This window comes from Photorhabdus asymbiotica, assembly GCF_003634575.1.
GTDB classification, from domain to species: Bacteria; Pseudomonadota; Gammaproteobacteria; order Enterobacterales; family Enterobacteriaceae; genus Photorhabdus; species Photorhabdus asymbiotica.
Map to the genome: position 1 here is coordinate 103,428 of NZ_RBLJ01000003.1, position 21,763 is coordinate 125,190.

Here is a 21,763-nt window from a genome sequence, read left to right on the forward strand (position 1 = left end):
ACACAATAACGATGATCACGAAATACGTCACATTATTGTTGTATTACACAACAAATGTTTCATTTTCTCAGTAATAAAACCAACTCAGATCTCAGCCAGAGTAATAAATGAAAAATGGTACTCAAACAGGAGAGTGAATGTCATGGGAACAAATAGGCAATTATGCATTGGCTTGTCCATCGCAACGACTTGGTTACTTGGCCGTTCAATTCATTTACTCAATTTATACCCAATAGATTTCGAATTGCAGCGCGGCGGCAAGTGAACGCATCCCCAGGAGCATATACCCTATGGATTTCAAGATGCATCGCGACGGCCAGGGAGCGAATCCCCGGGAGCATAGATAACTATGTGACCGGGGTGAGTGAGTGCAGCCAACAAAGAGGCAACTTGAAAGATAACGGGTATAGATAACTCTGTGACTGGGGTGAGTGAAAGCAGCCAACCAAGCAGCAACTCGAAGGATGAAGGGTATATTCCTGGAAGAGCTGATATCTGCATTAACTAAGGAAAGCTTGTTCAGATGGGAATATCGTGGCTCAACATTGCGTAAACACCTATCACAAGCATAGAAGAGAGTTTTATCCATTTTTTTATTCTATTTTCTATGATGAATTCATAAGGTTTATCCAATGCTAAATATCACTCAAACTTCTAGCTGGATGCCATTGACACAGGCACAACAATATTACTGGCACGAGTTCAGCCTGCATTCTGAAAAAGTTGTTTCGACTGTCGCCCACTATCTGGATATTCAAGGTAATGTCGATCAGGAAGCACTTTGCAAAGCAATAACGATGATGATTAGTGAAACAGATGTACTCTCTATTCGTTTTCAGCTCCTCAAAGAAGAGCGGTTCCCTTCACAACAACCGAATCAAGCCACCACACCACAGCTAAAATTCATCGACTTACAGACGCAACCCGATGCCTTCCAAACAGCGTTACAACTTATGCGGGCCGATGTGGAATCTCCGCTGAATTTATTAACTCAACCGCTATCCGCTCAGTGGCTATTCAAATTAAGTGAGTCTCATTATCTCTGGTACAACCGCGCTCACCATATTCTTCTTGATGGATTTGGTATGGCACTTATTGAACATCATTGTGCGCATTTCTATTCATACTATCTTGGTAAGAAAACCAATTCTGATACTTCCTTTCATTCACTCAGCAGCTACCTCACTGAAGAACAAGAGTACTGCAACAGTGAGCAATACGAAAAGGATCGCTTGTACTGGCAAAATTACCTTTCATCCACGCTCCTTACAACCATGGATATCGCCCGTGCCGATTATAGTACCAAACACCATTACGCCAGTTGCACGCTCTCCGAAGATATTGCCACAGGTTTAACGCGTTTATCGGCAAATATAGGGATCGCCTGGCCTGATCTGTTAGTGGCACTTTCAAGCATCTACCTACTTCACCATTTCTCTACACAGACACAAAATGGTGAATATTCAATGCCGTTATGGTTACCCTATATGAATCGCCGAACCCGTTTCAGAACCAATACACCGGCATTAATGACGAATATTCTTCCCTTATTGATAAACGCCAACCCGAATGAGACATTAGAAACCTTTTTGAAAAAAACGATCAATGCACTTCATACTCAACGGACTCATGCCAGATATCGTATCGAACAAATCTTTTTAGATCATAACTTACCTCAAGATACCCGTTATTTATTTTCTCCACTTATTAATGTATTACCTTTTGACTCTCCCCATTTTGTCAATTGCCAGACTAAACGCCACATACTCACCAGCGGGCTTTACGACTGTTTTAGCTTTAACATTATCTATCGCGGGAAAGTCGATGCTGGGGAATTAGTTGTTGATCTTGATGCTGATTCATCAATGTTTGGCAAAAAAGAGGTTGAAAATCATCAGAAAAACCTGACTGATTTTCTACAAAAAGTACTTACAGGAAACTGGCTTTCACTGCCTATAAAAGCGCTTTATTCATAGAATAAAAAAATCACTTACCTATAAAAGAACCGGAGTCTGACTCCGGTTCTTTAGCAAAAACAGGTTACATGCTTTGTGAAAGCAAAGAGAAAACCTGCCGGGCATTCCTGCATTTAACTAAAAGCTGAGGCGTCAGAGCAACACCAAATTTTTCAGTGAGACACAACGCGATTTCTTTGAGATGAGAAGGTCTTAATCCCAGCGCTAAAAACTCAGAATTTTCATTCAAACCAGATAACTTCTGAGCACCAATGGCATGCAAATAAATGCCAAGGATTGATTGGTAATATTCATCTTCTGCGCTGTTATTGACTCTTTGACTCTCCGATATAACGGACTTGTTATCAGCCAAATTATCTGTCTTCGATTGCGTAAAGAATGCCCTAATTTGATGTCGATCTATTTTACCGTTTGCAGACAAAGGAAATGCCTGGATATGAGCAAAACGTGTTGGTATATGAGAGACAGGTAAAAGTTTGTGAGAAAAATCCCGTAATTCTGAAGCAGGAATTTCCCGACTATTTAGTGTCGTATACATAGCGCCTAACGTTGCGTCACCATTTTGCTCATTTGGATAATCAACGATCACAATATTATTGATTTGTGGATGCTTACATAGCTCACTTTCAATATCAGGCAGAGACACTCTAATCCCCCGAATTTTGACATAACCATTTACTCTGCTAGCAAAAATAATTGTGCCATCCTTTCGGTAATAGCCCTGATCTCCTGTTCTAAATGCTCTTAACTGTTCACCTTTAGGCGTAGTGATAGTAACAAAATCTTTTTGCACCACAATACCACCTTCAAGATAACCTAAAGCAAGATTAACGCCCGTAGTATAAATCCGGCCAGTTACAAACGCCGGACAATGTTCATGGCTATCATTACAGATAAAATATTGAGTCGCCGGTAAGGGCTTACCATAGGGAATAAGGCTAACATCCTCTGAGGTAATTTCATGCCATATACTCCAAATTGTCGTTTCAGTCGGTCCCCCCAGAGAAAATAATCGGATATCAGGATAAGTTGTTCTAATTTCCTTGATGACCATAGGCTTAATATAATCACCACCCTGCGCTATCAGTCTGAGAGAAGAGAGAGAACTTCCTTTTTGGCATGCAATTAACATTTCCAAAATTGCAGGCACTGAACACCAAATAGAAACTTTGTGTTTCGAAACCAGCCGATTCCAATGGATAGCATCTTTCTCTTCATGAGGTTCAGGAATAACCAGTGTTGCACCGATAGTCAGTGATGCAAAAAGGTCGAAAACAGACATATCATGATGTAATGGCGTAACGGAAATAAACACATCATCCTGTTTAACCTCCCATTTATTCATCGTTTGCTCGATAACATTAGATGTTGCTTTGTTATTAAGTACAACACATTTGGGTTTACCTGTTGTTCCGGAGGTATACAGATAATAAGCGGGGTCAATGCTATGACTCAGTGATGATAACGTCTCTAAGGAGAATAAAGCGTTTTCAGAAACCGATGTGAGTAGTGTCTCCAGTGTGATGGCTTTATCACTATTCAACTCTCCGGTATTTACAATGAGATCAGGATGGCAATTCGTTAGCAAATACTCCAAACGTTCAGAAGGGGAATTAACATCAATCGGCACCCAGATAATCCCCAAAAGCGCACATGCGATTGTCACCATTACGTGCTCAGGACTACGAGGCAAACAAATCGCAACAACACTCCCTTTATGCATCCCACAACGATGCAGGTTATTCACTATCTTTTGAACATATTCCCCCAACTCAGAATAAGCAATTTGCCGCTCCCCACAGATAATGGCGGATTTTTTTAATTTTCCCCCCAATAGGTTATCTGCGATACGAGTTAGGAAATTTGAACAAATGAAATCACTATCATCACCGTTATCTTTATAATGGTGATATTCAATCGCCTCAGAAAAATCCACCATGAGATTTCCCTGATGGCAGATAAGCGTTATTGTCTGAGTGATTGTTTGTAAAATATCCTGCACGATATTTTTTTCTAGCGCTTTTTCCGCATAATCAAGGGATAACACCAGATTTTTATTCTGGTCTAGGGACAAACGAATATCCATCGCAACTTGTGGCGTCTGCGTTAATCCATCATAAAAATAGACATCGCTAGATGCAGATAGTGTTTTCCATGACAAACCATTCGTTAATACAACGGGTAACGCTAACCCTATCTGATGTTGATTAAATATCAACTTATTAATATCAACACCGGAAAAATCCCGATGTTCCAAAGATGCAAAAATATCATTTTGAAAAGCACTTGCTCTTTCCAAAAATGGCACTTGGTCTCTTTTAAAATAAGCAGCAATAAATGAAGACTCATTACTAAACTGCATTTTCTGGCCGGGAATAGCAACCGGAACACCGATACATAACGTACTATCTTGTGTCCAAAATGACATTATTTCCAAGATAATCGTGGATAAAATCGTATTTTGAAACAGGCCATAAGATGAAGCTATTTTAGATAAATGACTCAATGTTGCGCTGGGAACGGTGACCGTCTCCCTGCTGTAACGAGAGGATTTAATTGATTCTGGTGGTCTCTTCCAAGGCAAAGTCGGCGGGCCAGGATATTCTTTCAGTTTTTCCGACCAATATTTAGCATCACTTTGTTTTTTCGAGATAGAAGGCTGTGGAAGCAGGTGAGCAATATTGCTCGTTTGCCTACCGCCTTTCTGTTCATTCCCCTCTTCCTCAAACAATTTAAACAATATTAGAGAAATAGCACTGCCATCCAAAATCAGTGCGTCAAAACTCACAAACACCATTGTCGTAAAATGGTCATTATCCTCATCTTCTGGCTCTGCCAATTTAATGACCCAAATATGCCAAGGAGAGCGAGAGAGATCGTGGATTTTATGAGAATACATCTGCCTCATCTCATCGATCTTTTGATAAGCCACTGAACGCGGGATACCTGTGAAATCAATTTCATCAAGATTCAGAATAATGGCATCGGAGACATGTTGCACCAATGAACTTTCATCTATATGGGTACGTAACGCATCATATTGCTGTACTAATCTGGTTAGCCGAGTCCTAATGACAGAAAACTCGATGTTACCTCTAAATTCCCTGAAATCATGCATGGCAACACCACCCAATGGTAGCAATTCACTTCGGCCAAGTAGGTACGCGCGTTGTAATGGTGTCAGTGCGGTATCCATGATATTCCCTCGATTTTTGATTATGAGAAAGAACAAAACCTACGTTAACGAACTAAATATTTAACACCCTTCAAACAGAAAGATTACTTCGGCCTGCTAAGGATTTTCAGTAGTGCCTCAGCCGTCTTTTCAGCCATTCCCTGCGATCTCAACGTTATCGTCTGCGCCAGTGCATTTAATGTTCGATGAGTCTTAATATCTGCAATTATCAGCTCTGCCTGTGGGATATATTTGTTAATAAATGCCGTTAATTCTTCCGCGACATCAACATCAATATCCAATGCAGAAAGAGAAGTATTAGCGTTGATATTTTCTTCATTCGTCAGCCGAGACAGTAGAAGAATGAGCATTTTCTCAACACAAGAGGAGGTCACCTTTTCAGTATCCACATCCTGATGCAAAGCAGAAAAATGAGATGAGAAAAAATAATCCAAGGGCTGGTTTATCAATTCAGGCGAACGAATGATCATCCGAATCAAAGAGAGATATGTATCAAACATTCTGCGGATATACGGTTCAGGAAAAATATCCAGACGAACATCCCAATTAACCAAAATTCCTTCATAAGAAGGCGCAACCTGGACATCCAACGCAACCTGTGGCCCTTGCGAAATAACAAAGGTCATTTCACCAAAAGCACGGGTTACATTTTCGGAAAATAAATTATCGCCACTGATACCAAAACCGGATGTAAAAACGATGGGCGAAATTTGCATGTTACCGTGGTACCTGGAAAGATCTCGCATAACGCTGACTCCCGGGTAAGCACGGTGAGAAAGGAGTAAAGCGATTTGATCCGCAAAATGATGGCATAACGTAACCATCGACTCATGACGCTGTAATTCAACACTTAAAATAAATAAATCTGAAAAATCACCAACAATTTTGTCTACATCACCGAGGTAATATTCTCGCTGGAACGTAGGCACATTTAATCTAAACTTGTCAGACTGAGTGCAAATCCCCACCGTACAAGCGAAAAGAGATAGGAATAGTGTTGATAGCGTAATCTGATATTCTTTAGCTGTTGCCTTTAACGATTGCTTTTCTTCTTTAGTCAGTTGAACAGCTAATCGATCACTACAATATTCTCCCGTTGGGAAATGGCGATGCATATGAGGTAACTTCGGGGCTTGTGGAATTTGCGCAATACGCGTACTCCACCACTTTTTATCACGCTCACGTAAAGCCAATAAAAGTTTATCAGCCTGCATCCGCTCTAAATAGTGAAAATAAGTGCGCCCTTCTTCTTTCGGTTGATGTTCAGGCTGGTGATAAAATCGGGCTAGATCTTCCATGAGGATACGAAAACTTTGCGCATCACCTGCAATCATGTCCAGATCAACATGCAAACGAAAGTCTCCATCCTTTAAAAGAGTGACACTCAAATCGATAGGCTGACCATGTTCAAGATCCAGTCTCTGGTGAGTTTTGCTTTTTCGTTTCCTTTCCAAAAAATCAGCAATGCCTTTTTCGTCATATATGCTGACATCATCAATGTGCAATTTGTTATTGGAAGACAGACTTTCTATAGTTTGCATGCCATCCGGTGTAACGCGCAGTCGTAACATCGGATGAATATCAAAGAGGTACTGTACAGCAATTTTCAGCCGTTCAAGATCAAGTCCCGTACCATCAAATTCTGCATACAAATGTGCGGTAACACCACCCAACGTCTGTTCATATTGCCGGCCAACCCAATAAGCGGCCTGCATGGTCGTTAGCTCTCTCATTTGGTTTCCATAAAGTTTAGATTATCAATGACAACAAGAATACGTATTACATGAGAATGATAATAAAAATTATTATTATTTGATAAATAAAGCAACATGAATATGAATTATCCTGATGTTGAATATTGATCCTATTGATCATGTTGAGAGTAATCTAAAGGTAAAAACTGCCTGGTTCTATGAGCGCCAAGTCCTTATGGGAAGAATCATGTAAATTGATAGTATTTTATTAAGTCAGTTATAAAAATTCGGCCCTCGATATATAGTTAATATTTTTCACCATAATCAGGGCTGAATATAGTGACTTTCTGCCACTACAAAGTGACAAACAACTTCAGCCAGGATACATATCACGATCTGACTCTTTAACTCCTATCAACTTAATCTTAAAAAGTAACAACGTGTTTGCATTAATAATATAGTAACAAATCGCTTTCCTTGCCCATTTAATGATAAGTTTTTTTTGTTGTTATCGTGACTTAAACTTCCCCTCAGATTAAACAGCACAAAGGAACTGAAATATGAGCAGTTATCATTCCGCAATTTCTCAAAAAACTCCATCAATCAATGTATTAGATAACAGAGGAAGGAATATACGCACTCTGGAATACTTACGTACTCAAGCTGATGAAAACAGTAACGAGCTGATTACTCTCTATGAGTTCAATATTCAAGGGTTTCAGGTGAAAGGTACTGATCCACGCAAAAATAAAGACCAGAGTGGCCCTAACTTCACGCGTATCTTTAATCTGGCAGGCAATGTTCTACGTGAAGAAAGTGTTGATGCTGGTCAGACTATCACTCTCAACGATATTGAAGGCCGCCCGGTGTTTACCATCAATGCAACAGGTGCCCGCCATAATCATCACTACGAAGGCAACACGCTGCCCGGTCGTCTGCTCACTATCACCGAACAAATACAGACAGAAGAGAAAATTATTGAGCGCCTGATCTGGGCAGGCAATACAACTACAGAAAAAAACAATAACCTTTCTGGCCAGTGTACTCACCACTACGACACAGCAGGTTTAACCCAACTGAACAACCTTTCTCTAACTGGAGCAGTTTCATCACAATCTCAACAGTTATTAATCGATGGCCAAGTAGCTGATTGGACCGGTGAAGACCAAAGTATTTGGCAGAAAAAACTGAGTAATGATATCTACACGACTCAAAATAAAACTGATGCTACTGGCGCTTTATTGACCCAAACCGATGCAACAGGGAATATCCAGCGTTTGGCCTATGATGTAGCTGGACAACTAAAAGGTAGCTGGTTAACACTCAAAGGCCAGAACGAACAGATTATCGTTAAATCCCTAACTTATTCCGCCGCCGGACAAAAATTACGTGAAGAACACGGTAACGGCGTTATCACTGAATACACCTATGAACCGGAAACCCAACGGCTTATTGGTATCACCACCCGCCGTCTGTCAGACACCAAAGTGTTACAAGATTTACGTTATGAATATGACCCGGTAGGTAACGTAATCAGTATCAATAATGACGCAGAAGCCACTCGCTTCTGGCGCAATCAAAAAGTTGTACCAAAGAACACTTATACCTACGATTCCCTGTACCAACTTATCAGTGCGACAGGGCGTGAAATGGCAAATATTGGGCAGCAAAGTCATCAGCTCCCCTCCCCGGTTCTGCCCTCTGATAACAACAGCTACACTAACTATACCCGCAGCTACAGCTACGATCACAGCGGCAATCTGCTGCAAATCCGACACCATTCAGCCGCCACTCAAAATAGCTACACTAAGGACATAACGGTATCAAATCGAAGCAATCGAGGGGTTCTCAGCACATTAACTACAGATCGAAATAAAGTTGATACACTGTTCGATGCTGGTGGACATCAAACCAGTCTGTTGCCCGGACAAACTCTGGTCTGGACTCCACAAGGTGAGCTGCAACAAGTCAACAACGGTACAGGAAATGAATGGTATCGCTACGGCAGAGATGGGATTCGGCGACTGAAAGTGAGCGAGCAACAAACACAGAATACTACCCAGCAACAGCGAGTCACTTATCTACCTGGATTGGAACTCCGCATAACACAAAATAGCACCACCATAACAGAAAACCAGCAAGTTATCACAGTCGGTAAAGCCGGTCATGCGCAGGTCAGAGTACTACATTGGGAAAATGGTAAACCAGAAGCCATCAGCAACAATCAACTGCGCTATAGCTACGACAACCTTATCGGCTCCAGCCAGCTTGAACTGGATCACGAAGGACAAATTATCAGTCAGGAAGAGTACTACCCATTCGGTGGTACCGCACTATGGGCGGCAAACAATCAGACAGAAACCAGTTATAAAACCATTCGTTATTCAGGTAAAGAACGTGATGCAACGGGGCTATATTATTACGGCTACCGATATTATCAGCCATGGGCAGGACGGTGGTTAAGTGCTGATCCAGCAGGGACAGTGGATGGATTAAATTTATATCGAATGGTGAGGAATAATCCTATATCCGCATTTGATGATAATGGATTAATGTTTTCTAAAGCGGTGATCAAAGGAGTTACTTCAGCAATAGCCGCTGCCGGTGGACTTGGCTATGAAGCCTATAAACATGCTAATAAACCGCCAGAAACACCAGCCGTTGAACAACAATCCATTTCAAGCGTAGGTAATAATAAAATTCATACACAACATCTGAAAGCAGCCGAAAAGCAACAAAACTTTAGTCTACTTGATACAGTGAAAAAGAACTTTTCTGGCAGAGGAAAAGTCTTCTCAGATGCAGCTGAAGGCAAATTACCCGCTCATGAATCAGTAATGAATGAAGGAGGAAATATCGCAGCATTATATGAGTTTTCTAAAACGGGTAATATTTCTCAGTTGGATAAAACGAGCTTGTTGAGTAATGCCGCACAAGATGCCAAGGAAAACATTCCCACTCGCTTTAAACAAGCTACAAAGGCATTAGTAACAGTGGGTACAACAACGCCTGAAGGTGTAAAAGAACTTGCAGAAACCGCTAAAAAAACCGTCGATGTTATGGAGGATACCGCCATCGTTGGCGGCTCAATAGCTCTCGCAGGTAACGCTGCAATTACTGCGGCCAAAATCGCTTTTCCTGTTGCGTCTATCCCATTAACCATTGCACAAGCAGCATGGGTTGCAAGCTCGGTAGGAAAAACAGTTAACGACGTTAATGATGTAGCGAAAAAGCATATTGAAAAAAGCGAAATTACGCATAACACAAGAACTGATTTATTAACTCAAGTTAAACAAATTAACAAAGAGAACCGGCAAAAGATCATATTTGGCAAAAATGAATAATTCCATACGAATAAAATAAATACTCAACTAATGCCAGTCAGTTAAATCAATAACTGGCTGGCAGTTTCAGAAACAGCATTCTGTCGCACAATAGAATTTTTTCAAAATAGCGGATACGTGTTGCAAAAAGCCCCCGCTATAGTCGCGGCGGGAGCAAATCACTTACAACACATCAACTGCATTTAATTCCTTGAAAGCCTGTTCCAGACGGGTGGTCATAGAAACCTGGCCTGCACGCAGCCATACGCGCGGATCATAGAATTTCTTATTTGGTTTATCTGCGCCTTCTGGGTTACCCAGCTGGCCTTGCAAATAGCCTTCGTTCTTCTTGTAGTAGTTCAGAATACCTTCCCAAGTCGCCCATTGCGTGTCAGTATCGATATTCATTTTAACGACACCGTAGCTAACAGCTTCTTTGATCTCTTCTGCTGTAGAACCAGAACCGCCGTGGAAAACGAAATCCAGGCTATTGTGTGGCAAATTGAATTTTTCAGAAACATAGTCTTGAGAATTACGCAGAATTTTTGGCGTCAGCTTAACGTTACCTGGCTTATAAACACCATGAACATTACCAAAAGAAGCCGCAATGGTGAAACGTGGGCTGATAGCATTTAGCTTCTCATAAGCGTAAGCAACGTCTTCCGGTTGAGTATATAGGGCAGAGCTGTCCATATGGCTATTATCAACACCATCTTCCTCACCACCAGTACAACCCAATTCGATTTCCAGTGTCATATCAATTTTTGCCATGCGAGCCAGATACTTACTGCAAATTTCAATATTTTCTTCCAGGGATTCTTCTGACAAATCGATCATATGAGAAGAGAACAACGGCTTACCGGTCGCTGCATAATGCTTCTCACCAGCATCTAACAAACCATCAATCCATGGCAGCAATTTACGTGCACAGTGGTCAGTATGCAGGATCACAGGAACACCATAATGCTCAGCCATCTGATGAACATGGTGAGCCCCAGAAATTGAACCCAGAATAGCCGCTTGTTGGCCTTCAGCTTTCAACCCTTTACCGGCGATAAAAGCAGCACCACCGTTAGAAAACTGAATAATAATTGGAGAACGAACTTTTGCGGCAGTTTCCAAAACTGCGTTGATTGAATCAGTACCTACACAGTTTACCGCTGGCAACGCAAAGTTGTTTTCTTTGGCTATTGCGAACACTTTTTGAACATCATCACCAGTGATGACACCCGGTTTTACGAAATCAAAAATTTTAGACATGTTACGTGGGTCCTGTTTGGAGCGGGCAGATAAACCTGCCCGTCATGACTTAATTACTGTTTTGCACGTTCTTCCAGCATCACAACCGCAGGCAGTTTTTTTCCTTCTACAAATTCAAGGAAAGCCCCACCACCGGTAGAGATGTAAGAAATCTTGTCAGCAATACCGAACAGGTCGATCGCTGCTAGAGTATCGCCGCCACCTGCGATAGAGAATGCATCACTATCAGCAATTGCGCGGGCTACAATTTCAGTTCCTTTACGGAAATTAGGGAATTCAAATACACCAACCGGGCCATTCCACAGAATAGTCTTGGCATTTTTCAAAATCTCCGCCAGACGTTGAGCAGATTCATCACCCAGATCGAGGATTTGCTCATCATCTTTAATATCGCTGGTAGATTTCAGGGTTGCTTCTGCGGTTTCAGAGAATTCTGTCGCTACCCGAACATCCGTCGGCACCGGGATATCACAACTTGTCAGCAGCTTTTTCGCTTCTGGGATCAGATCATCTTCATATAGGGAACGACCAACATTATGGCCTTCTGCGGCAACAAAAGTATTCGCAATCCCGCCCCCCACAATCAGTTGATCAGCAATTTTTGACAACGTGTCCAGAACAGTCAACTTAGTTGAAACTTTAGAGCCACCAACGATAGCAACCATTGGACGAGCTGGCTTATCTAATGCTTTACCCAAGGCTTCAAGTTCTGCGAACAACAACGGACCCGCGCAGGCAATAGGAGCAAACTTAGCCACACCATGAGTAGAAGCCTGAGCACGATGAGCCGTACCAAACGCGTCCATGACATAAACATCACACAAGGAAGCGTATTTTTTAGCCAGTATTTCGTCGTCTTTCTTTTCACCTTTATTAAAGCGAACGTTCTCCAGAACAACCAATTCACCTTCTGCTATATTCACCCCTTCCAGATACTCTTTCTCCAGACGAACCGGAGAAGATAATTTCTCTTTCAGGTAGTCTACTACTGGTTTCAGCGAGAATTCTTCCTTATATTCGCCTTCAGTAGGGCGCCCAAGGTGAGAAGTGACCATGACTTTGGCACCCTGTTTTAATGCTGCTTCGATGGTCGGCAAAGAAGCACGAATACGCGCGTCAGAAGTGACTTTGCCATCCTTTACCGGAACGTTCAGGTCAGCACGAATCAAAACTCGCTTACCCGCCAGATCTAAATCGGTCATCTTAATTACAGACATGGTGAATCCTCTCGTTGATTCTCTAAATTATTTAATCTTATGCCGTGTGCAGATCTATTATGCACCGTCTGCCAGCAACAGATCATTTAAACCCGGTAGCAGCCATCGCTAACGTTGTATCCAACATTCGGTTAGCAAAGCCCCACTCATTATCACACCAAACCAGTGTTTTAATCAGATGTTGACCACTGACCCTCGTTTGTGTGCCATCAACAATCGCACTGTGGGGATCATGGTTAAAATCTGTTGAGACTAACGGCAATTCTGTATAGTCAACTATACCACGAAATGAAGTCGCTGCTGATTCCTGCATTAATTCATTGATTTTTCTAACATTTACTGGGGATTTTACCGTAACACTCAAATCGATAGCCGTAACGTTAATCGTTGGTACACGTACTGAGATAGCTTCAAAGCGGTCACAGAATTTTGGAAAAATCCGAGTTATCCCTACCGCCAATTTAGTATCCACCGGAATAATAGATTGGCTGGCTGCCCGGGTACGCCGTAAATCTTTATGATAGGCATCAATCACTGGCTGGTCATTCATTGAGGCATGAATTGTTGTCACTGTGCCGGACTCAATTTCAAATGCATCATCCAATAATTTAATGATGGGAATAATACAATTAGTGGTACAGGAAGCATTGGATACAATGCGATCCCCAGTTGTCAATAAGTGCTGATTTACACCATAAACCACCGTCGCGTCTAAATCATTTCCCCCCGGATGAGAAAACAGCACTTTTTTTGCACCACTGACAAGATGCGCTTCCCCATCAGCTCTGCTGCCATAAATCCCGCTGCAATCAAGGACAACATCAATCCCCAGTTCTCGCCAGGGTAGAGCCGATATATCTGGTTGATGAAACAAGCGAATATTATCGTCACCAACCTGCAACAAATCATTGTTCAGACGCACATCCCAAGCAAAGCGGCCATGGCTGGAATCATACTTCAGCAAGTGAGCAATTCCTTCGGCATCTGCCAACTCGTTAACAGCAATAATGGCTATTTCTGCCCGGCGACCAGATTCATAAAGAGCACGCAAGACACTGCGCCCTATCCTGCCAAAACCGTTTATTGCTACCTTGATTGTCATGTTACTCCCGAATAATAGTAATTATCACGCAACCGCTTAGAATAACCGACTCAATCATTAATGTACCGACTGTTTATCACAAAATTGTTAAAACAATGACACCCAAAACGCCTTCAGACAACAAAATGAAACGATTCAGCTATTAAGGCCATGAGATTACGGGAAAAGGAAATTGAGCGCAATAGCAAAAAGTAATCAATTCACAAGTTGATAAAACTTATTACGTTGACATCCTCCCCGCCCTAAATAGGGTGCCGCAAAAGACTGGCATTGAAAATAAACCCACAGAGATTGATGGCCTGTTATTGGGACTGACACCCCATAACAGGCTAAAAATAACCCATAATATCAGGGCAACGGCCCTTGATAAGTTATAGGCTATGGCGTGCAAGGTAAATTCCCCTCTGACTGCCGATAAACCTCTGCGCCGAAAACGCTCCAACCCCTGGATACCCCGTAAGGCAGAAAATACCGGATTGACTGTAATGTAATACGGCCGAAGCTACCCCTTCAAAAAACGAGCCCATCAGTGTGGATTGATGTTGAGAGTCCTGCAGGGTGTGAGTTTTTTAACGCCCGTACGACGGTGTTATGCCGAGCTTCAGCGTTCTTGCTGTATCCCTGACTTCTGCGCCGTTATGTGCCATTTCAACGAGTTGCTCTTTAACGCCAGGTTTTCGGGCGTCATAGGTATAGGTCAGCTGGAAAACAATCAGGTTGATAGTGATTGGCATTCTAATAACACAGGTTCTGCTTTTTATATTTTATCATGTGCGTGTATTCAAATTTAATTTCTACTAATCCACAATGTGTTTGTGCTATTGCATTCATATTAAAAATTAACTATTTCTCGTAAATAATAGGGCACTGAAATAGTACCCTATCAGAGTTATACCCGTCATCTTTCAAGTTGCCTCTTTGTTGGCGGCACTCGCTCACCCCGGTCACATAGTTATCTATGCTCCCGGGGATTCACTCCCTTGCCGTCGCGATGCATCTTGAAATCCATAGGGTATATATTAATCATCACTTGCCAGTGCTACAACAATAGCTACAGCACACGCTAACAGAGTTCCAAGCACCCAGGCAAAATACCACATAGTCTCTCCTTAAACTCAGTATAGCGAGTGTGAATTTTCTTCAATCATATGTTCATCAAGACGGACGAACATTTTATAGTAACACCAGATAGTATATATCAGGATAACAGGAACCATCACGCCTGCAACTACTGTCATGATCTGCAGAGTAAGCTGACTTGAAGTACTGTCCCACAGTGTTAGGCTGACATTTGGCTCGCTTGATGAAGGCATAACAAACGGGAACATAGCCACAGCCACAGTACTGATAATACCCAGAATAGATAATGATGAACTGAGAAATACCAGACGAAAATGATTAGCTCTGGCAAATAATGTGGATACCAGAGGCATAACTATTCCTGTTAATGGAAGCCACCACAGAACTGGATTATGATAATAGTTTCGTAACCATGCTCCGGGTATCTGTGCAACAGTTTTTCCCAGTGGATTTGAGAGCGCAGAATGATCGAGCTGTGAGGTCAAAACAAAACCCTCGATATTTTCCATCACCATACTTCCGGCAATGAGGAAAAGCACTGTAGTCAGCACTCCAGCGACCTGAACACTACGCTTTGTACGTACATGTATACTCCCGGATGTACGTAACAGCAGGAATGCGCTTCCATGCATTGCAAACATACATAATGCTATTGCGCCGGTTAAAATCCCAAACGGATTAAAAAGAGCAGGAAAGCTACCAATGTATGTAATACGCATCCATTCATCAATGTGAAAAGGAACACCTTGTAGCAAATTACCGATGATTAGACCAAAAATAAATGGTGGTACTACACTGCCAATAAATATTCCCCAGTCCCACATTCCACGCCAGTAAGGATTCTCAATTTTTGAACGATAATCGAAACCCACTGGTCGGAAAAACAATGATGCCAATACCAGAATCATTGCACCATAAAAACCTGAAAATGCCGCAGCATACACTATAGGCCAGGCTGCAAACAGTCCTCCACCAGCGACGATCAACCATACCTGATTTCCATCCCAGTGAGGGGCGATACTGTTGATCATAATACGTCGCTCTATATCTGTTTTACCAATAACACGAGTCAGTCCACCAACCCCCATGTCAAAACCGTCAGTGATAGCAAAAGCCACACAGACCACACTTAATAATATCCACCAGATAATTCGAAGTGTTTCGTAACTTAACATAAATTGCCTCTGTGACAATATGAAAGATTTCAGCTTCTTTCGAAATGATAACGACCGGTATGGAGACAACTGGGTCCCAGACGGGAGAACTTAATCATCAGAAACATTTCAGCAATTAAGAACAGACTATAAAGTCCACAAATTATTAAAATCGAAGTTATCATATCTGTAGTACTTAGGCTGGAGTTAGCCACGGCAGTAGGCAGGATTTCACCAACAGCCCATGGCTGACGACCATATTCAGCCACAAACCAACCTGACTCACAGGCAACCCACGGCAGAGGAATACAACAGAATAGAACCCAATTAAGCCAGCGTGACTGTCCTGCCCGTTTACGTATCACACTAAAGAACACCAGAGATATGGCAATCAGCAGCATCATTCCACTTGCGACCATAATACGGAATGCAAAGTAAAGTGGGGTGACAGAAGGAATACTGTCATCAGTAGCTCTATTAATATCAGATTCTGTAATGTCTTCTGGATGAACACTATACTGCTTTAACAACAGACCATAACCAAGATCTTCCTTTACCATATCAAACTGCTGGATAATATCTGGAGAGTCTTTACCCTGTCTGATATTCTCCAGTAAAGCCCATGCTTGAATGCCATTAATGATACGTTGGCGGTGCTCAGCTTTAAGGTCTTTCAAACCGGTGACTTGTTTATTTAGTGACCGTGTAGCAATCAGACCTAATGCATAAGGGATCTTAAGAGCATACTGGTTGGTCATATTCTCCTGATCGGGTATGGCAAAAAGATTGAACGATGCGGGGGCTGGGACGGTATCCCATTCAGCCTCAATTGCCGCAAGCTTCACTTTCTGAACTTCTCCCATTACGTATCCAGATTCGTCACCAAGAACAATCACAGACAGGCAGGACATCAGCCCAAACGTTGCAGCTATAATAAAAGAACGTTTAGCAAAAACAACATCACGACCTTTCAGCAGATACCAGGCACTGATACCAAGGACAAAAAATGCGGCAGTAACGTATCCTGCCGATACGGTGTGTACAAACTTTACCTGTGCAACCGGATTGAAAAAGACGTCGCTAAGACTTATCATCTCCATGCGCATAGTTTTTGAACTGAATTCGGCCCCTACGGGATTCTGCATCCATGCATTAGCCACCAGAATCCACATAGCTGAAAGGTTAGATCCTAATGCAACCAGCCAGGTTACAGTCATATGTTGTACTTTACTAAGACGATCCCAGCCAAAGAAAAACAGACCAACAAAAGTCGATTCCATGAAAAATGCCAGCAGTGCTTCTATCGCCAATGGCGCACCAAAAATATCCCCCACATAGTGCGAATAATAAGACCAGTTTGTGCCAAACTGAAATTCAAAAGTTAACCCTGTAGTGACACCAAGGGCAAAGTTAATAGCAAAAAGCTTTCCCCAGAATCGGGTCAAATCTTTATATATCTCTTTATTGGTAATGACATACAATGTATTCATTACAGCCAGCATCACTGATAACCCAAGAGTTAAGGGTACAAAAAGAAAGTGATAAAGTGCTGAGGCAGCAAACTGAAATCGCGAAAGTGTTACTACATCAATATCGATCATAGCTATCTCTTCTATAAAGATAAAACTAATAAATTACAGAGTGTTCTGGCCATAGAATAACTCTGGCTATATTTAGTATTTAACGATCGACTTTACTTTATTTTTTAAAATAGGATCGAAAGGCTACTTTTAACCAGTGGTCGACACTCAAGTATTTACCGCCACCGTAGACTAATAGAACTAGGAGCATGATGAAATAAGTTGCAGAAAATTCAATTCCATTATTAAGAATTACAGGGTCACCTAACTGTGTAATATAGTTATACCGTCCAGGGAAATTCTCAATTAACCACTGCAAAAAAGCCGTCATTCGTTGACTGGATTCCATATTGTTACTGGCAATGGCTAGCCATCCATGAGACCAGTGAACCATCAGGCTGGCCACACTCATTACAACCATCATTGGAATAGCCATAATACGAGTAAAGAGACCGAGAGCAATACATATCAGTCCCAATACCTCAGTAGAGGTTGCCAAAAATGCCAGCAACCATGGAAATGGCAGGCCGAGTCCGCCCTCTGCTGTCGGTTGTGCAAACCAGGCAACGGTACCACTGAAGCCTAATACCTTCGAGTGCGCTCCTTCATAAATTACGGGAATTAAATATAGACGGATTAGCAATAGCGCAATGAAATCCAACTTCATGATTGTAGATACGATAGTATTATATCTTGAAACTACTTTTGTAAACATATGATTAACCCCTGTACTTTAATAACAAAACTTCGTCACTACTGTTGGTTTCCAGCCACGACATCAAATTTTCATCAGAAAATAATGACAGAGAATCACGCTGAATAAAGGTTTCCACTGTCATTCTGCCATTAATCTCTGATATCAACTTTAAGTCTTGATCGTTAATATTCTTTTGGTAAATTGAATTATCCCGCTTTCTATATATTATATAATAATACATGAGTGGGAAATTTTCATAACACGGCTTACCTTTTTTAATTTGGAATGGCAAGCAAGTTATTTTTAACGTTGGATTTATTATAATGTCAACACAATGCATTTTCTCTGTCAGCGAAATTATTTTCTGTCCCTTTGAAACATTGCTATCATCAATTTCAATTGAATATATTAACCATTCATATTCAAGTAAAGCCAGATATCTGAGTGGTATATTTTTTTGATGGCAAATAAAAATAAGTAATTCAGTCGCTATCTGATGAAATTCTGGCTGACTGGCACAGTGCGCATAAATAAAGTCATTGACCAGTGTACACATACAGTCGCCGCTAATGTTCTGACAAAATAAAGGGAAAACGCTCTGTAAAACACTATCAATATTTTCTCGTATAATCTTCCTGTAAAGGATTTCTCCAGGAGACAGTGCTTTCCCCTCTATATTCCTGGTACGAATTAGTGTAGAAAATGCCTCTTCCGCTGAAGATAATAATACAGGCACTGAATGATGTGCTTTCATTGTACCTCGATTACGAAATGTATTTTCTTATTTCTGTTAATTCTGAGCATAGTTCATCCAGTGGAGGAACATTATTATCCCGCTCAAGTAATAATGGCCTGGTGCCATGGATCTTAAATGTCATTTTCGCCAACTCAAGTACATCGTCTGCAACAGGCATACCATGTGTATCAAGCAGGAATTCGTCATATGCCAGATGACCAGCAATGTGATAATATACAATAGAGTTTGTTGGAATGCAGCGGATATACTCTAAGGCATCAAACTTATGATTATAAGCATTTACATACACATTATTAATATCCAGTAACATTCCACAACCCGTACGAATTAGTAGCTCTCCCCAAAACTCAGCTTCAGGCATTTCGCCTTCATAACGATAATAAGATGATATATTTTCAAGTACCAATTGTCGACCTAACACATTCTGTACCTGATCTATTCGCTTAGACAGATAAGGCAACACCTCGGGAAAAGCAGGAACCGGAAATAAATCATAAAGATATCCTTGTGAGTCACGTGAAAAACTTAAATGATCGCTATAAGTATCAATGTGATATTCGTCCAGAAATTGACGAATATCATTTAAATAAACCTCATTTAGTGGATTAGTATCCCCAATTGATAAACTTAAACCGTGGGCGATAAAAGGGTATTTTTTTCTAATGTCCAGCAAACACTCTTTTTTCGCACCGCCAATATTCATCCAGTTATCCGGAGCCAGCTCAAGAAAATCAATATCCCTTCTTGGTGGCTGCTGTAGCAGTGCCATTATATGTTCACTCCGGAGCCCTATACCCACACTGTTATTAACTATTTCCCGCATATGCCATTGACACATTTACTATTTTCTACCTGTTGAGGGGATTCTTTATTACCAATTCCTTTCCCGGACAAACCGCATTTACCATCTCTGGAACGCACCAGTTGATCCTGTGGGTCATGCTTCAATTCTGCCTGACCATAAATTTTCTCTGTTCCACATTTACCACTGGCACATTTACCGGTACTGGTTGGTGATTTATTCTCTATCTTGCTAGCCTGTAAAGCCTCAGTTGCAGCTGCCGAAGCAATTCCTCCTACCGCTATACCTGCTACAACTACAATTGATAGTACAATATCTCTTTTCATTGATTATTCCTTCTCATTAGCTAAGCGTATTGGAAAACAAGAAAGATCCCGACTGCTATACACTGCACCATGGTAATACTGCTTCACAATCTTGATTGACTGTTCTTTTTGACGCAGGCCTTTTCCCATAAAGTGATTTAAAATAAGTACCTTAGGATTGATTTCGGCAGCCACTTTGCCAACAACTTCAGGAGATGCGTGCAGAAAGTTAGAAGTTTCATCTGCATTCGCTTCAATTGCCAATGGCATGACCAGCATGTCAGCACCTTTGGCAAAAGGAATGAATGCTTTATTACTACCATTCTGGTCAGCTGAAATGACAATTGTACCTTTACTGGTTTCAATACGAAACGCCAGACAGGGCACATCACCATGTGGAATGCCAATAGCAGTAATTTTCATTTCTCGATCCTGATATACCAGTTGAGGTTCTGCTGATGAGTAATCCACATCTTTTATATTGCTGGATATTTTTATACCGTCAGTGGCGTTATACACTCCATTTAGATAGGAATAAGCTCCCCCTTCCTTTTTAAACAAATCAGAAAAATATTTCGTCATTGAAGGGAAAGCTCCGCCTCCTGCAGGCCCAACAATATCAATATTCTCCTTATCCTTCAGAAAATACCCACCCTTTAAAATTGCAGCAAGATCAGATACATGATCAGTATGAAAATGCGTTATACCGATAAACTTCAAATCCTCAAGACGGGCTCCAGACTGACCAAAACGGAGAAAAACGCCACCGCCAGCATCGATCAAAATAGCTGATTTGCCATTTAACCAGATAAGCTCGCCTGAAGAGGCTCGTTGATCATCGCTAATTGGCCCACCAGAGCCTAAGATCTGCAGTGTAAAGTCCTTTTTTTCGCATTGCATACCCGCAGCTAACGTATTAGCAGATAATACTATTGAGAATGAAAGTAAAACTATTTTGCTGAGTCGAAAGTGCATAATATACATTTCCTTTTTATAATCACGGGAATTATGTTATTGATGAAAAATATATTACATTCCCTTAAAACTATAAAACTGATTATATTTGTAATATTAACCACTTTTATCAATATAAGAGTATGTAAACAGTTCTCCTATTTTATCAATAGGTTACCTTTTTATACTTTTTGTATGATTTTTTAGTAATGTCTCCAATCAATAGAAATCTCTGGCACTCTACTGGTATTTTAGGTTTTCTGTGGCTACCGTTACTGTTCATTGCCCCAGCTGCCATTCAGATGAAGTTTACGTCATGGTCATAACTGTTCCCAACACGAGCGCTTTCAGCTATCAGGATGTCATCCCAAAACGCTCTTACTGGATGCCGGTTATTTTCATGATGAGGTTATCGCTGAGGCTCAAAAACACGGTTTATTTATCATACGGAGAAAGACCTGTATATTTGCTCGGCTAATGACAGGTTACGTCATGTCAGTACAGTCAAACCGTCCGAAAAAAGCCGTGGGCATCGGGCCTATATTCTGCCTTACGGGGTATCTAGGGGTCGGAGCGTTTTCAGCGCAGAGGTTTAGCGGCAGTCAGAGTGGAATTTACCTTGCACACCATAGCCTATAACTTATCAAGGGCCGTTGCCCTGATATT

19 protein-coding genes and 1 pseudogene are annotated in these 21,763 nt (G+C 41.4%); 5 read left to right on the forward strand and 15 right to left on the reverse strand.

Translation table 11 applies throughout. The annotated features are described in order from the left end of the window. The first annotated feature begins 142 nt into the window (after window positions 1-142). The 3 genes from BDD30_RS24700 to BDD30_RS12650 all read left to right on the forward strand — a co-directional run bounded on the left by BDD30_RS24700 (window position 143) and on the right by BDD30_RS12650 (window position 1,976). Window positions 143-265, forward strand: a complete 123-nt coding sequence (locus BDD30_RS24700; protein WP_269450449.1) for a hypothetical protein — start codon at window positions 143-145, stop codon at window positions 263-265. Next, window positions 262-414: a hypothetical protein gene (locus tag BDD30_RS23595; RefSeq protein ID WP_170152960.1), complete on the forward strand. Its 153-nt coding sequence runs from the start codon at window positions 262-264 to the stop codon at window positions 412-414. Before BDD30_RS24700 ends, BDD30_RS23595 begins: the two co-directional genes overlap by 4 nt. Window positions 415-632: 218 nt before the next feature. After that, window positions 633-1,976 carry a condensation domain-containing protein gene (locus BDD30_RS12650; protein WP_012777070.1) on the forward strand — a complete coding sequence of 448 codons (1,344 nt, stop codon included), beginning with the start codon at window positions 633-635 and terminating at the stop codon, window positions 1,974-1,976. A gap of 64 nt (window positions 1,977-2,040) precedes the next feature. Here the strand turns inward: BDD30_RS12650 and BDD30_RS12655 are convergent, their stop codons facing one another. Both BDD30_RS12655 and BDD30_RS12660 read right to left on the reverse strand, forming a co-directional pair. Next, complete coding sequence (locus BDD30_RS12655; protein WP_012777069.1) at window positions 2,041-5,172, reverse strand: amino acid adenylation domain-containing protein; 3,132 nt, start codon at window positions 5,170-5,172, stop codon at window positions 2,041-2,043. Window positions 5,173-5,255: 83 nt separating this feature from the next. Next, on the reverse strand, window positions 5,256-6,905 hold the full coding sequence (locus BDD30_RS12660; RefSeq protein ID WP_012777068.1) for a condensation domain-containing protein: 1,650 nt from the start codon (window positions 6,903-6,905) through the stop codon (window positions 5,256-5,258). A gap of 521 nt (window positions 6,906-7,426) precedes the next feature. Between BDD30_RS12660 and BDD30_RS12665 the strand changes: the two genes are divergently transcribed. Continuing rightward, complete coding sequence (locus BDD30_RS12665) at window positions 7,427-10,210, forward strand: RHS repeat domain-containing protein (RefSeq protein ID WP_012777067.1); 2,784 nt, start codon at window positions 7,427-7,429, stop codon at window positions 10,208-10,210. Window positions 10,211-10,372: 162 nt separating this feature from the next. Here BDD30_RS12665 and fbaA read toward each other — a convergent pair whose 3' ends face one another. The 13 genes and pseudogenes from fbaA to BDD30_RS12730 all read right to left on the reverse strand — a co-directional run bounded on the left by fbaA (window position 10,373) and on the right by BDD30_RS12730 (window position 21,118). Then, window positions 10,373-11,449, reverse strand: coding sequence for a class II fructose-bisphosphate aldolase (fbaA, locus tag BDD30_RS12670; RefSeq protein ID WP_012777066.1), 1,077 nt, complete (start codon window positions 11,447-11,449; stop codon window positions 10,373-10,375). Window positions 11,450-11,502: 53 nt separating this feature from the next. Further along, window positions 11,503-12,666 carry a phosphoglycerate kinase gene (gene pgk, locus BDD30_RS12675; RefSeq protein ID WP_012777065.1) on the reverse strand — a complete coding sequence of 388 codons (1,164 nt, stop codon included), beginning with the start codon at window positions 12,664-12,666 and terminating at the stop codon, window positions 11,503-11,505. An 82-nt stretch (window positions 12,667-12,748) separates the two neighbouring features. Beyond that, window positions 12,749-13,768 (reverse strand): erythrose-4-phosphate dehydrogenase, encoded by a 1,020-nt coding sequence (gene epd, locus BDD30_RS12680; RefSeq protein WP_012777064.1) that lies wholly within the window; start codon window positions 13,766-13,768, stop codon window positions 12,749-12,751. A 220-nt stretch (window positions 13,769-13,988) separates the two neighbouring features. After that, window positions 13,989-14,255: a transposase gene (locus BDD30_RS25060; RefSeq protein ID WP_197535165.1), complete on the reverse strand. Its 267-nt coding sequence runs from the start codon at window positions 14,253-14,255 to the stop codon at window positions 13,989-13,991. Window positions 14,256-14,305: 50 nt separating this feature from the next. Continuing rightward, window positions 14,306-14,478: pseudogene (locus BDD30_RS12690) on the reverse strand (IS1-like element transposase); the annotation flags it as partial. Between the two features lie 309 nt (window positions 14,479-14,787). Beyond that, window positions 14,788-14,868, reverse strand: coding sequence for a cytochrome bd-I oxidase subunit CydX (gene cydX / locus BDD30_RS12695; protein WP_071823676.1), 81 nt, complete (start codon window positions 14,866-14,868; stop codon window positions 14,788-14,790). Between the two features lie 15 nt (window positions 14,869-14,883). Further along, window positions 14,884-16,023 carry a cytochrome d ubiquinol oxidase subunit II gene (gene cydB, locus BDD30_RS12700; protein ID WP_012777062.1) on the reverse strand — a complete coding sequence of 380 codons (1,140 nt, stop codon included), beginning with the start codon at window positions 16,021-16,023 and terminating at the stop codon, window positions 14,884-14,886. Window positions 16,024-16,052: 29 nt separating this feature from the next. Next, on the reverse strand, window positions 16,053-17,603 hold the full coding sequence (locus BDD30_RS12705; RefSeq protein ID WP_012777061.1) for a cytochrome ubiquinol oxidase subunit I: 1,551 nt from the start codon (window positions 17,601-17,603) through the stop codon (window positions 16,053-16,055). A 97-nt stretch (window positions 17,604-17,700) separates the two neighbouring features. Then, a complete protein-coding gene (locus BDD30_RS12710; protein WP_012777060.1) occupies window positions 17,701-18,297 on the reverse strand; it encodes an HvfX family Cu-binding RiPP maturation protein in 597 nt (198 codons plus the stop codon). Window positions 18,298-18,301: 4 nt separating this feature from the next. Continuing rightward, a complete protein-coding gene (locus tag BDD30_RS12715) occupies window positions 18,302-19,033 on the reverse strand; it encodes an HvfC/BufC family peptide modification chaperone (RefSeq protein ID WP_012777059.1) in 732 nt (243 codons plus the stop codon). 10 nt (window positions 19,034-19,043) lie between these two features. After that, entirely contained in the window at window positions 19,044-19,874 is an 831-nt protein-coding gene (locus tag BDD30_RS12720; protein ID WP_282958035.1) for an MbnB/TglH/ChrH family RiPP precursor modification enzyme, read from the reverse strand. Further along, window positions 19,847-20,164, reverse strand: coding sequence for a hypothetical protein (locus BDD30_RS12725; RefSeq protein ID WP_012777057.1), 318 nt, complete (start codon window positions 20,162-20,164; stop codon window positions 19,847-19,849). Before BDD30_RS12725 ends, BDD30_RS12720 begins: the two co-directional genes overlap by 28 nt. A gap of 3 nt (window positions 20,165-20,167) precedes the next feature. Then, window positions 20,168-21,118 carry an MBL fold metallo-hydrolase gene (locus BDD30_RS12730; protein WP_012777056.1) on the reverse strand — a complete coding sequence of 317 codons (951 nt, stop codon included), beginning with the start codon at window positions 21,116-21,118 and terminating at the stop codon, window positions 20,168-20,170. A gap of 241 nt (window positions 21,119-21,359) precedes the next feature. Between BDD30_RS12730 and BDD30_RS25065 the strand changes: the two genes are divergently transcribed. Then, a complete protein-coding gene (locus tag BDD30_RS25065) occupies window positions 21,360-21,575 on the forward strand; it encodes an IS1 family transposase (protein WP_071823675.1) in 216 nt (71 codons plus the stop codon). Window positions 21,576-21,763 lie beyond the last annotated feature (188 nt).

Bases quoted from the DNA above. Each gene is read 5' to 3' on its own strand.
- BDD30_RS12710 (WP_012777060.1), bottom strand. From the start codon at position 18,297: ATGTTTACAAAAGTAGTTTCAAGATATAATACTATCGTATCTACAATC.
- BDD30_RS12655 (WP_012777069.1), bottom strand. From the start codon at position 5,172: ATGGATACCGCACTGACACCATTACAACGCGCGTACCTACTTGGCCGA.
- BDD30_RS12650 (WP_012777070.1), top strand. From the start codon at position 633: ATGCTAAATATCACTCAAACTTCTAGCTGGATGCCATTGACACAGGCA.
- BDD30_RS12660 (WP_012777068.1), bottom strand. From the start codon at position 6,905: ATGAGAGAGCTAACGACCATGCAGGCCGCTTATTGGGTTGGCCGGCAA.
- BDD30_RS12715 (WP_012777059.1), bottom strand. From the start codon at position 19,033: ATGAAAGCACATCATTCAGTGCCTGTATTATTATCTTCAGCGGAAGAG.
- epd (WP_012777064.1), bottom strand. From the start codon at position 13,768: ATGACAATCAAGGTAGCAATAAACGGTTTTGGCAGGATAGGGCGCAGT.
- BDD30_RS12665 (WP_012777067.1), top strand. From the start codon at position 7,427: ATGAGCAGTTATCATTCCGCAATTTCTCAAAAAACTCCATCAATCAAT.
- pgk (WP_012777065.1), bottom strand. From the start codon at position 12,666: ATGTCTGTAATTAAGATGACCGATTTAGATCTGGCGGGTAAGCGAGTT.
- BDD30_RS12725 (WP_012777057.1), bottom strand. From the start codon at position 20,164: ATGAAAAGAGATATTGTACTATCAATTGTAGTTGTAGCAGGTATAGCG.
- BDD30_RS12730 (WP_012777056.1), bottom strand. From the start codon at position 21,118: ATGCACTTTCGACTCAGCAAAATAGTTTTACTTTCATTCTCAATAGTA.
- fbaA (WP_012777066.1), bottom strand. From the start codon at position 11,449: ATGTCTAAAATTTTTGATTTCGTAAAACCGGGTGTCATCACTGGTGAT.
- cydX (WP_071823676.1), bottom strand. From the start codon at position 14,868: ATGTGGTATTTTGCCTGGGTGCTTGGAACTCTGTTAGCGTGTGCTGTA.
- BDD30_RS12720 (WP_282958035.1), bottom strand. From the start codon at position 19,874: ATGTGTCAATGGCATATGCGGGAAATAGTTAATAACAGTGTGGGTATA.
- BDD30_RS12705 (WP_012777061.1), bottom strand. From the start codon at position 17,603: ATGATCGATATTGATGTAGTAACACTTTCGCGATTTCAGTTTGCTGCC.
- BDD30_RS24700 (WP_269450449.1), top strand. From the start codon at position 143: ATGGGAACAAATAGGCAATTATGCATTGGCTTGTCCATCGCAACGACT.
- cydB (WP_012777062.1), bottom strand. From the start codon at position 16,023: ATGTTAAGTTACGAAACACTTCGAATTATCTGGTGGATATTATTAAGT.